The organism is Flavobacterium sp. 316 (assembly GCF_000967805.1).
In the GTDB taxonomy this organism is placed as follows: Bacteria; Bacteroidota; Bacteroidia; order Flavobacteriales; family Flavobacteriaceae; genus Flavobacterium; species Flavobacterium sediminilitoris.
The window spans coordinates 150,496-162,443 of sequence record NZ_JYGZ01000007.1; the positions used below are offsets into that span (position 1 = coordinate 150,496).

11 protein-coding genes are annotated in these 11,948 nt (G+C 30.5%); 5 read left to right on the forward strand and 6 right to left on the reverse strand.

Translation table 11 applies throughout. The features are described 5' to 3' along the window. The 5 genes from SY27_RS15865 (at position 1) to SY27_RS15885 (ending at position 8,800) form a co-directional block, all read left to right on the forward strand. Positions 1 to 561: an AraC family transcriptional regulator gene (locus SY27_RS15865; RefSeq protein ID WP_045972149.1), complete on the forward strand. Its 561-nt coding sequence runs from the start codon at positions 1 to 3 to the stop codon at positions 559 to 561. 80 nt (positions 562 to 641) lie between these two features. Beyond that, on the forward strand, positions 642 to 3,164 hold the full coding sequence (locus SY27_RS15870; protein WP_045972151.1) for a heavy metal translocating P-type ATPase: 2,523 nt from the start codon (positions 642 to 644) through the stop codon (positions 3,162 to 3,164). A gap of 3 nt (positions 3,165 to 3,167) precedes the next feature. Beyond that, complete coding sequence (locus SY27_RS15875; protein WP_045972153.1) at positions 3,168 to 5,411, forward strand: multicopper oxidase family protein; 2,244 nt, start codon at positions 3,168 to 3,170, stop codon at positions 5,409 to 5,411. Positions 5,412 to 5,562: 151 nt separating this feature from the next. Then, positions 5,563 to 7,008, forward strand: a complete 1,446-nt coding sequence (locus SY27_RS15880; RefSeq protein ID WP_045972155.1) for an alkaline phosphatase PhoX — start codon at positions 5,563 to 5,565, stop codon at positions 7,006 to 7,008. A gap of 1 nt (position 7,009) precedes the next feature. Then, positions 7,010 to 8,800 (forward strand): cytochrome-c peroxidase, encoded by a 1,791-nt coding sequence (locus SY27_RS15885; RefSeq protein WP_045972158.1) that lies wholly within the window; start codon positions 7,010 to 7,012, stop codon positions 8,798 to 8,800. A gap of 70 nt (positions 8,801 to 8,870) precedes the next feature. Here SY27_RS15885 and SY27_RS15890 read toward each other — a convergent pair whose 3' ends face one another. From SY27_RS15890 to SY27_RS15915, 6 genes are read right to left on the reverse strand one after another with little or no spacing between them, the layout of a single operon-like run. Next, positions 8,871 to 9,641, reverse strand: coding sequence for a TerC family protein (locus SY27_RS15890; protein WP_045972160.1), 771 nt, complete (start codon positions 9,639 to 9,641; stop codon positions 8,871 to 8,873). A 56-nt stretch (positions 9,642 to 9,697) separates the two neighbouring features. Further along, the gene (locus tag SY27_RS15895; protein ID WP_045972162.1) at positions 9,698 to 10,081 is read right to left on the reverse strand and encodes a hypothetical protein; all 384 of its coding nucleotides are present in this window, start codon (positions 10,079 to 10,081) and stop codon (positions 9,698 to 9,700) included. A 25-nt stretch (positions 10,082 to 10,106) separates the two neighbouring features. Beyond that, positions 10,107 to 10,688 carry a DUF1572 family protein gene (locus SY27_RS15900; RefSeq protein ID WP_045972164.1) on the reverse strand — a complete coding sequence of 194 codons (582 nt, stop codon included), beginning with the start codon at positions 10,686 to 10,688 and terminating at the stop codon, positions 10,107 to 10,109. Beyond that, complete coding sequence (locus tag SY27_RS15905; RefSeq protein ID WP_045972166.1) at positions 10,675 to 10,902, reverse strand: DUF6095 family protein; 228 nt, start codon at positions 10,900 to 10,902, stop codon at positions 10,675 to 10,677. Before SY27_RS15905 ends, SY27_RS15900 begins: the two co-directional genes overlap by 14 nt. Further along, the gene (locus SY27_RS15910) at positions 10,889 to 11,617 is read right to left on the reverse strand and encodes a hypothetical protein (RefSeq protein ID WP_045972168.1); all 729 of its coding nucleotides are present in this window, start codon (positions 11,615 to 11,617) and stop codon (positions 10,889 to 10,891) included. Before SY27_RS15910 ends, SY27_RS15905 begins: the two co-directional genes overlap by 14 nt. Positions 11,618 to 11,619: 2 nt before the next feature. Beyond that, the gene (locus tag SY27_RS15915) at positions 11,620 to 11,928 is read right to left on the reverse strand and encodes a hypothetical protein (protein WP_045972170.1); all 309 of its coding nucleotides are present in this window, start codon (positions 11,926 to 11,928) and stop codon (positions 11,620 to 11,622) included. Between the last annotated feature and the right edge of the window lie 20 nt (positions 11,929 to 11,948).

Sequence of the window (11,948 nt, forward strand, 5' to 3'; positions counted from 1 at the left end):
ATGAAAGTATACATTAAAAATATGGTTTGCGGTAGATGTATCCTAGTAGTTAAGTCTGAGTTAGAAAAACTCGGGCTTAACATACTTTCTATAGAATTAGGAGAAGTTACCCTATCAAAACCAATATCTATTGAAGAAAAAAAGAAAATTAGTAAGCAATTAGAACCATTTGGTTTTGAAATTTTAGATGATACAAATAGTAAAATAATTGAAAAAATAAAAAATATTTTAATAGACCTAATTCAAAATAAGAACAACGATATCAATATAAATATATCAGATTACTTAAAAGACAAACTTCGTCAAGATTATAGTAAATTAAGTAATCTATTTTCAGATATTGAAGGAATAAGTATTGAAAAATACTTTATCAATCTTAAAATTGAAAAAGTAAAAGAGCTAATCGTTTATGATGAATTATCGCTGACCGAAATTGCTAACCTATTAAATTATAGTAGTAGTGCGCATTTGAGTAATCAGTTTAAAAAAGTGACGGGCTTTTCACCATCATACTTTAAAAAGCTCAAAGAGAATAAACGAATTCAAATAGATCAATTATAAATTTTGCAAATCTAATCCATAATTGTGTAAACCATTCGTTTTTAGTATTCCGAAATTTGTAGTATTAAAAAGCAAAAAGTATGACTCATAAATATCAAATACTAGGAGTAACATGTTCAGGTTGTGAAGCTAAAGTGAAAGAGAGCTTGTCTAAAGTTCCAAATGTAAAAGAGGTTAACGTTTCAAAAGAAGAAAAACAAGTTACTATAACCATGTCAAACCATGTAGAACTTAATGTTCTACAAGAAGCTTTGGGCGGAAAAGAAAGTAAATATCAAATTTCATTATTAAACAATCATTCTGAAGAGACACCAAAGAAAAGTTGTTGTTCATCCGTAAAAAAAGAACACAATCATCAAGAGCAAAGCTATAATCATCAAGCAGGGAAATATTATTGTCCCATGCATTGTGAAGGTGATAAAGTCTATGATAAAGCAGGTGATTGTCCTGTTTGTGGAATGGATTTAGTACAACAACCTGTATTGACTCAAAAAGTACAATATACATGTCCTATGCATCCAGAAGTAATTAAAGATGAACCTGGAAGTTGTCCTATTTGCGGAATGGATTTAGTGCCAATGGAGCCAACGGATTCCGAAGAAAATGAAGCATACAAGAAGTTATGGCATAAAATGAAAATTGCAACTCTCTTTACAATTCCTATTTTCATTATTTCCATGTCAGAAATGATTCCAAATAATCCACTTTTTAAGATAATGGAATTAAGTAAATGGAATTGGGTTCAATTTATATTGACTATTCCAGTTGTTTTTTATGCCTGTTGGATGTTTTTTGAAAGAGCATGGAAATCCATCATCAATTGGAACTTAAACATGTTTACCTTAATAGGTATTGGAACAGGAGTCGCTTTTGTTTTTAGTATTATTGGAATGCTTTTTCCATCTGTTTTTCCATCAGAATTTAAAACATCAGAAGGAACTGTTCATTTGTATTTTGAAGCTACAGCAGTTGTATTAACATTAGTTTTATTAGGACAGTTGCTTGAAGCAAAAGCACATAGTAGAACAAGTGGAGCAATTAAAGAATTATTAAAATTAGCGCCAACAGAAGCTACTTTAGTAAATAATGGAGAAGAAAAAGTTATTGCCATTCACAGTATTAAAAAAGGAGATATTATTCGTGTAAAACCAGGAGAGAAAATCCCAGTTGATGGAAAAATTATTGAAGGAAATAGTACTATTGATGAATCCATGATTACGGGCGAACCCATTCCTGTTGATAAAAGAATAGACGACACAGTAACTTCAGGAACAATTAACGGAACAAAATCGTTTTTAATGATTGCTGAAAAAATAGGATCCGAGACGTTATTGTCACAAATAGTTCAAATGGTTAGCGATGCTAGTCGTTCAAGAGCTCCAATTCAAAATTTAGTAGATAAGGTAGCAAAATATTTTGTTCCTGTTGTAGTATTAATTTCAGTAATTACGTTTATAGTTTGGTGGCAATTCGGACCAGAACCAAAGCTAGTCTACGCTTTTGTAAATGCCATTGCAGTATTAATCATCGCTTGTCCATGTGCTTTAGGATTAGCAACACCTATGTCGGTTATGGTTGGAGTAGGAAAAGGAGCGAAATCAGGAGTGTTAATTAAAAATGCAGAAGCCATTGAAAAAATGGACAAAATAGATGTTTTAATTACCGATAAAACGGGAACGCTAACTGAAGGAAAACCATCTGTTGAAAAAATTGTAGTTAAAGAAAGATTAGAAAATGAAATTTTAGGTAAAATTGCTTCCTTAAATCAAAATAGCGAACATCCATTAGCTGAAGCAGTAGTTCGTTTTGCAAAATCTAAAAATGTAGCTTTTTCTAAAGTAGAAAATTTCGAATCCATCACAGGTAAAGGTGTAATAGGATTTATAAATCAAGAAAAAATAAGCTTAGGAAATAAAAAAATACTAGAACAAGAAGGAATTCAAGTTCTCTCTGAAATTGAAAAAGAAGTAATTTTAGAACAAAAGAAAGGAAAAACAGTTTCATATATTGCAATTGATAAAAAAGTGGTAGGCTATATTACCATTACTGATGCAATTAAGCAAACTAGTCTTGAAGCTGTTCAAGAACTGAAACGCCAAGGTGTTGAGGTTGTAATGCTAACGGGTGACAATGAAAATACAGCGAAATCAGTTGCCGATTACTTAGGTTTAACCGAGTTTAAAGCGAGTTGCTTACCACAAGACAAGTTGGAATACATAAAAGCATTACAAGCAAAAGGTAAAGTAGTAGCCATGGCTGGAGATGGAATAAACGATGCTCCTGCATTGGCACAATCAGATATAGGAATAGCAATGGGAACAGGAACAGATGTTGCTATAGAAAGCGCTAAAATTACACTCGTAAAAGGAGACTTACAAGGCATTGTGAAAGCAAAAAACTTAAGTCATGCTGTAATGAAAAATATCAAACAAAATCTATTCTTTGCCTTTATTTATAATTCAGTAGGAGTTCCAATAGCAGCAGGAATTTTATTCCCAGTTTTTGGATTATTACTTTCTCCTATGATAGCAGCATTAGCAATGAGTTTAAGTTCAGTATCAGTAATTGCAAATGCATTACGATTGCGAACAATAAAAATTTAAAAAATGAAAAAAAGAATAGCCACAGTTATATTATTTGTAGTAACAATTACAATGTATGCACAAAATGTGGTACGATATGATTTATACGTTAAAGATACAATTGTTAATTTTTCAGGAAAAGAAAAAAGGGCAATTGCGGTAAACGGACAAATTCCAATGCCAACACTAACATTTACAGAAGGTGATATTGCAGAAATTCATGTGTATAATGAATTGAAAGAATCAACATCCTTACATTGGCACGGATTGTATTTGCCTAATAAAGAAGATGGTGTGCCGTTTTTAACACAAATGCCTATTGAACCAGGAACCAAACATGTATATCGTTTTCCAATTATTCAATCAGGAACACACTGGTATCATAGTCACAGTGGTATGCAAGAACAAATAGGAATGTATGGTTCTTTAATTTTAAAGAAAAAGCAAGATGACCTAACTTTTAGAACTGGAATTGATGATCTTCCACAAGTTCCAATAATATTAAGTGAATGGACAGATTATAATCCGAACAATGTACATCGCATGTTGCATAACGCTTCCGATTGGTTTGCAATAAAAAAAGGAACAACCCAAAGTTATGCTGAAGCTATTCGAGAAGGGCATTTTAAGACAAAATTGACAAACGAATGGAAACGTATGCTTGCCATGGATGTTAGTGATGTGTATTATGATAAGTTTTTAATAAACGGACAGCATGAAAGTCAATTATCTCAATTCAAAGCAGGAGATAGAGTTCGTTTACGAATAGCTAATGGTGGTGCTTCATCCTATTTTTGGTTAAAATATGCAGGTGGAAAAATAACTGTTGTAGCCAATGATGGAAATGATGTAGAACCAGTAGAAGTTGACCGATTAATTATTGGTGTTTCTGAAACGTATGATGTTATTGTAACAATTCCTGCGGAAAATACTTCGTATGAATTTTTAGCAACTCCAGAAGATAGAACAAAATCTACCTCTATTTACATAGGTAAAGGAATTAAACAATTAGTGAGTCCAATGCCAAAATTAAAATATTTTGAAGGGATGAAAATGATGAATGATATGATGAATATGGATGGAACTATGGACGACATGGGAATGGATATGAGTTTTCAAAAAATGGACATGAATACCGTGATGTATCCTGAAATTACAGGAAACAGTCAAAAAACAAAGAAAGAGAAGCATGAAGGAATGAATAGGGAAGGAATGGATCATTCAAAACACAATATGAATTCAACAGCATCAGATATTGTTACCTTAAACTACGGTATGTTAAAATCGTCTACAAAAACAACATTACCAAAAGAGGCTCCAGTTCGTGAACTTCGCTTTGAATTAACCGGAAATATGAACCGTTATGTTTGGAGTATGGATAACAAAGTAATGGCGGAAACCGATAAAATTTTGATAAAAAAAGGAGAAATACTTCGTATTACTTTGTATAATAATTCCATGATGCGCCATCCAATGCATTTACATGGTCATGATTTTAGAGTTTTAAATGGACAAGGAGATTATGCCCCTTTAAAAAATGTATTGGACATTATGCCAATGGAAACAGATGTTATAGAATTTGAAGCCAATGCAGATGGCGATTGGTTTTTTCATTGTCATATTCTATATCACATGATGGCAGGAATGAATCGTGTTTTTAGCTATGAAGATTCGCAACCTAATCCTTATTTACCGAATAAAGAAAAAGCTTATAAAAAATTGCAAACCGAAAGCAATCAGTTTCATTTCATGGCAGAAAATGATTTTGCAACCAACGGAAATGACGGACAAATAATGTTGCAAAACACGCGTTGGAGTATAAATTCCGAATGGAGATTAGGTTATAATGACCATCACGGTTATGAATCGGAAACACATATTGGTCGTTATATTGGAAGAAACCAATGGTTTATGCCATTTATTGGTTTTGACGCACGTTATCGAAAATTAGATTCTGGAGAAATTGAAGAAAATCTTTTTGGACAAAAAAGTACAAAAGATAAACGAATCCAAGCTAGTTTAGGTTTTGTATATACGTTGCCTTTATTGGTTAATTTTCAAGCCGAAGTTTATCATGATGGTAATGTTAGATTACAACTAATGCGTGAAGATATTCCCATTTCAAAGCGATTACGAATGGCATTTATGATCAATACAGATAAAGAATATATGACCGGATTCAAATATATTGCAAGTAAAAATATCGGAATAACAACTCATTATGATAGCGATATGGGTATTGGATTTGGAGTTAATTTAAACTATTAATAAGTAAAAAAGAAAATTGATATTTAATTAATAGAAAATTAAGATAGTAACCTTTTGATAAAATAAGAATGTAGTAAGCGTAACAAGCAATTTACTATTTGTTTACACTCATAAAGTAGTTTTGGGACATTAAAAACAACCAATTACTATTATGAAAACAAATTTTAAGACTTTATTATTATGTACTATGTCAGTGATGGTCATTTCTTGTAACCAAGATGATGATTCAAATGTCGAAACTGAAGAAAAAGTCGTTTTAGCCAATCATTCCGAAACTCCAGTTTTTTTAGCTAAAAAATCAGGTTTTGAAAATATTGAAATTTATTCAATATTAAGCTCAGAAGACCAACTTACACAATCTCCTAATTTTGTATATGGTTCAATGGCAGACGGAATGGGATTAATGAAAAACAGTGATGGTACTTTTTCTTTAATCAATAATATTGAAGCAGATTATTCTATCGCAAGAATTTCATTTGATAAAACATTCAAACCAGTAAAGGGAGAATATATTTTAAATGCAGCAGCTACAGCACGTACAGCGCAATGTTCAGGTTCATTAGTAACACCAGAAGAGCATGGATTTGGTCCATTATTCCTTTCAGGAGGAGAATGGGGTGGAGCTTCGAAAGGAGTTTTTGCTACCGATCCATTTAAAAGTGCTGAAAACGCAGAATTAGCTACATTATTACCAGCTTTAGGACAATGGTCTACTGAAAATGCAGTAGTGATAGGTAAAGATGCATATCCAAATAAAACAGTAGCTTTCATAGGAGACGATACAAGTGATAACACAACTCCATCCGGACAATTAGCAATGTATGTAGGAAATAGAGGAGATTTAGCTAGTGGAAATTTATATGGATTAAAAGTTACTGAAGCAGGAATCAACTTTGAAATGGACATGCAAGAAGGTGTTACATATCCAGTAGAATTTGTTGAATATAATGAAAGAACATTAAATGAGCTAGAACAAGAGTCTAGAGATAATGGCATTATGGGATTCTCAAGAGTAGAAGATATTGATTACAGAAAAGGATCGGCTTCCGCTAATAGAGAAATTTACTTTGCTGTAACAGGAAGAAAATCAACTGCATTAACAGGAAAAGGATCGTTCTATGGTAGAATTTATAAAGTAATTCTAGATGCAAATGATCCTAAAATAGCTACTATTACATGTGTTTTAGATGGCGATAAATTATCAGGAGTTGCAAGACAATTTCATAGTCCAGACAATATAGTTGTAACAAAAGATTATGCCTACATTCAAGAAGATCCTAACGGATATCCAGATACAGCAGATAAAACGCACTTTTCATATTTATACCAATATAATTTAAATACAGGAGCATTAAAAGTAGTTTTAGAATGCGATCAAAATGCAGCTCAAAATGCAGGTTATGGTTCAGCAAGTAGTTTATGGGAACTAACAGGAATGATCGATGTATCTGATATTATTGGAGTTGAAGGAAGTTTCTTAATTTGTACGCAAAATCATGGTTGGGAAAACGCAAGTTTTACAGATGTAAATGCAAACCCAAGCACAGATAGTAGTGAAGCAAGTGTATTATATCTTATAAAAGGTTTAGAGCGATAATATGATTAAAATATTGAAAATAAATAACTTAAAGGCTATATTTTTATATAGCCTTTTGGCTTTTTTAATAAGTTGTAAAAACGAAACAACTTATGAAGAAACTACAGTTTACAAAAAATTAGAAAAAGACTTCAAAGCAGAACTATTAAACACATCAAATGCTTTAGATAAACTAAATAATGCTGCTTCAATTGACGAAAAGAAAAAAATGTATTTAAAAGCAAGAATGCATTTTAAAATATGTGAACCAATTTTAGCATTTGTAGATTCTGAAAATTATGGATATTTGAACCAACCGAATATTTTAAAAGTTGAAGAAGAAGATTTTACAGATATAAAAATTAAAGAACCAACAGGCTTTCAGGTTATTGAAGAATTATTATTTGATGAAAAGGTAGATGAGGTTGAATTAACAAAACAAGTTGAAACAACAGCAATAAGATTAAAGTTTTTATATAAGAATCAAACCCTACAATTTTTAAAAAAGCATCATGTTCTTTGGATTTTGCGTGATGCTATAAACCGAATTGCATTAACAGGAATAACAGGTTTTGATTCACCAGTTTTAGAAAATTCCTTAACCGAAAGCCAAACGGTTTATAAATCTATACAAAAAATGATAACACTTTTTGAAACCGAATTTGAAAAGAAAGAATTATATCAAGAATGGCAAAAAGAGATAAATCAAAGTATAATAGATTTAGAAAAAAGAACATTTCAAGATTTCGATCGTTATTCATTTATTAAAAATCGCACACAAAAAGCTCTGGAAATTTGGAAAGAAACCGTTACCGATTGGAAAGTAACATTTCCATTTAAGCAAGCCATAAATTATGAAACAAGTAATTTGTTTTCTAATGAAACCTTTAATATTAATTATTTTACAGATCAAAAAGGAAATCCTGTAGAAGCCGATAAAGTAGCATTAGGAAAACTCCTTTTTGAAGACACTTCATTATCTAATAAAAAAGATATTAGTTGTGCAACTTGTCATAAACAAGAATTATATTTTACAGATGGATTAGCAAAATCACCAGGAACAACTAGAAATTCACCTACATTGTTTTATGCTGCTTTACAAAAAGGCTTTTTTCATGATAAAAGAACAGGAAGTTTAGAAGGACAAATTATAGACGTTGTAAATAATCCAAATGAGTTTCATTTATCACTTAATGACTTAGAAAAAAGAGTTATTGAAAACGATAATTACAAGGAAGCATTTAAAAAAATATATGCAAAAGAAATTGACAACCATATTATTAGAAATGCTATTGCTTCTTATATTATGTCATTAAGCCCATTCAATTCAAAATTTGATTTGAATATGCAAGGAAAAGAAAACTCTTTAACTAAAAAGGAGATTAATGGATTTAATATTTTTACAGGAAAAGCAAAATGTGCAACGTGTCATTTTGCACCATTATTTAACGGATTAGTTCCAACACTTTTTAAAGAATCAGAAATAGAATTAATAGGCGTTCCAAAATCAAAAGACACAATCAATGCAGAAATTGATGATGATTTAGGACGATATGGCGTTTATAAAACAGAACAACGTAAGTTTTTCTTTAAAACACCCACAGTTCGAAATATTGAAAAAACAGCTCCTTATATGCACAATGGAGTTTATACAACATTAGAAGAAATTATAGATTTCTATGATAAAGGTGGAGCAACTGGTTTAGGAATAGAATTAGAATACCAAACACTTCCTCCTGACAAGTTGAATCTTACAAATCAAGAAAAAGAAGATTTGATTGTTTTTCTAAAAACCTTAACAGATAAGTATTAAAAAAAAGATAACCGTTCAGAAAATGAACGGTTATCTTTTTTTTAAGTTATCTATAATTTTAAACGAAGATTTATTTTTTCTTTCTCATTTTCATATTTAAAAACTCTACAGCTAGTGAAAAAGCAATAGCAAAATATAAATAACCTTTTGGTACAGCACCTACATGTTGTCCTGCTAATTCAGCATTTGACAAGTGCATACTTTCTGTAATTAACATAAAACCAATTAAGATTAAGAAAGCTAATCCTAAAATTTGAATAGAAGGGTTTTTATTTACAAAGTTTCCAACAGGAACAGCAAATAACATCATAACTCCAACTGAAATTACAACTGCTGTAATCATAATTATTAAAGCTCCTTCTACACCATTAGTCATACCTACGGCTGTTAAAATACTATCTACAGAGAAAATTAAATCAATCAACAAAATTTGTCCAATTACACTACTAAAAGTTGCAGTAGCATTGGTTTTCATCTGTTTTTCTTCTTCTCCTTTATGATCTACTTTTTCATGTATTTCTTTAGTACTTTTATAAATTAAGAACAATCCACCCAAAAGTAAAATTAAAGCTTGACCCGTAATTTCAGCAGAGAACCAACCAAAATCAAAACTAAACCAAGGAGCTTTCATAGCAATTAATAAAGTAATACCAAAAAGCAAAGCAATTCGCATAAACATAGCAAGGAAAAGACCTATTCGAGTTGCTTTTTTACGTTTTTCTTCTGGTAATTTACCTGTTACAATTGATATGAAAATGATGTTATCAATTCCAAGAACAATTTCCAAAAAAGTTAAAGTTAATAGTGCTATCCAAGCATCTGGATTCATTAAAATTTCCATAGTAATTAAATTGGTTTTGGTTTGTTTTTTTTTAAAACACTTTAGTTAAACGTAAACTACTTCACTTTTGTTACAGTTCCTCGTTGTTTTTTTGCTTCACCTACAAATGCATATTCAAAAACATAACCTTCATCGCTGGTAGTTAGTATTTTAATATGAATTGCTTTTTTCTCAGCTCTATTTTTTGGATGAATATTTTTTACAATATATTCACAATCATTTATCCATCTTACAGAAAGAGTATCTGTTTTTCCTCTGAAAGTTTCAATTTGTATTGAATCGTTTCGTTCAAAGTGAGAAGTTTCACTTTTTCCATCAATCTCTTGCGTAAATTCAAATGAACCTGTTTTAAAATCTTTACAATCTCGATCTTGATTATAACAAGAAACTAATGTAAATGTAAATAAAATAAATACTATTCTAGTAGTTGAAAAGGACATAGGTAATGTAGTTTTATAATTGCTATTATTTATTTTGAAGCTTATTTAGTTCATCATCAGTAAAATGTTTCACACTCTTATCTTTAGCAAACTTATCAGCATTATATTCATTCGACTTATTTTTTGGAATAGATAAACTGTCCCAATCACTTTGCTTTAGCATTTTAGCATAAAATACAATCTGACCAATATGGTAAGGATAATGAGCTAATTGTCTATTAATAGCATCTAAAGCTGTTTGACCTTCGTTTCTAATATAAATAATTTGTGTTAATTGATGTGGTTCTAATTTATTTAGGGTATTAAAAAAACAATCCCAACCAATGTTCCATAGTTGCATTAACTCGTCTTTTGAACTATTAAAATTCATAAATTCAGCATCTCTCATTCTCCATTCTTTTTCACCATCTGTAGTTAAGAAATCAGTCCAACGCGACAGCATATTGCCTGACATGTGCTTTATAATTGTAGCAATTGAGTTTGTATCTTCGTTTACCGAAATAAAAAGTTGTTCTGTTTCTAATTGATCAATTGCTTTTTCTGCGATAGTTTTGTAATAAAGCATTTGCTTTTTTACACTTGCTAAGTATATGTTATTTATTTCCATCAAATAAGCTTTTCATTATAGTATTTATGCCTTTAAAACCTAAAAAAATAGCTATGCCACTTATCATAATTCCCAAACCTAAAACATAAGGAAATAAAGGGCTTTCTTCATTTTTAAACGAACTATTTATTACAACTGGGCCAATAAATAACAAAGGTAAGCAGCCTGATAAATATTTAATGCCTTTGGCTAATAATTTTCTATTTGTTCCCATAGTTTTGTTTGTTTGGAGGTGGTGGTGGAGGCAATGGCTCGAAAATTCGATTTCCTACACCTAGATAAATACTCAATTCTTTTCTTTTTATTTCTTCGAGTTCTTTTTGGGCTAGTTCACAAATCTGTTTTCCAAATTTTTGAAGAGCCATTTCTTCATAGTATAGTTGGTAGGATTTTTTAATAGCTATAAACGTTTTTTCTATATAATCTTTGTCAGTAGTTAAATCCCAGTATAGCATACAATTCTCAACATAATTATAGTCTGTATCTGGTTTTTTTAACAAATTATGAAGATAGTTAGTAAGAGAATCATTTTCAATTGGTCTTTCATTTACTAATAATTGGTTATCTCTATTCAGTAAAATTCGAGTAAATGATTTATTACCGCATATTACATCACAGCTCTTACAATAATTAAAAAGTGTTACATTTACTGTTTCATTAGTACTCAATTTCAATAAAAATTCATTAAGTTCGCAACAAGTTTCTTTTTTTAATTTTATTGCAATTTCTTCTAATATGTCATTTCTGTAATTGTTGTAATTAATTTCAATTACAGGTAATGAATCATGAATGCCTAAAAGATAATTTTCATTGGAACAATACTGAAACGTTTTGTTGGAAAATAAAGAATAGCTACTCACTAAAAAAATAGTAAGTATTGAAGCAAAAAGAAAAACTTTGCTATTGTAATATTTTCTTCTTTTCTTCAAATTTAAAAGGTTATGTTCAAACCAATTCCATTTTGATTAGTGATAATATTCATATCAAAATTATATCCAAGAGTTGGCGTACTCCCTTTCACACCTTCATTATAAATTTCAATACTAGTATTCAACATTTTCTTTCGTCCAGATAAAACAGGGATTGATACAGCAATCAATCCAGCACCAACATAAGTAAAACCAGAAGGATAATCAACATCAGAAACTAGGCCTTTTACAACATCCCCAACAATTAGTCCAATTCCAGCTCCTAATAAAAAACCTCCAACAGCTTCTTTTCTTTTCGATTTTTTATACATATTTAAAGCTTCAGGATTTG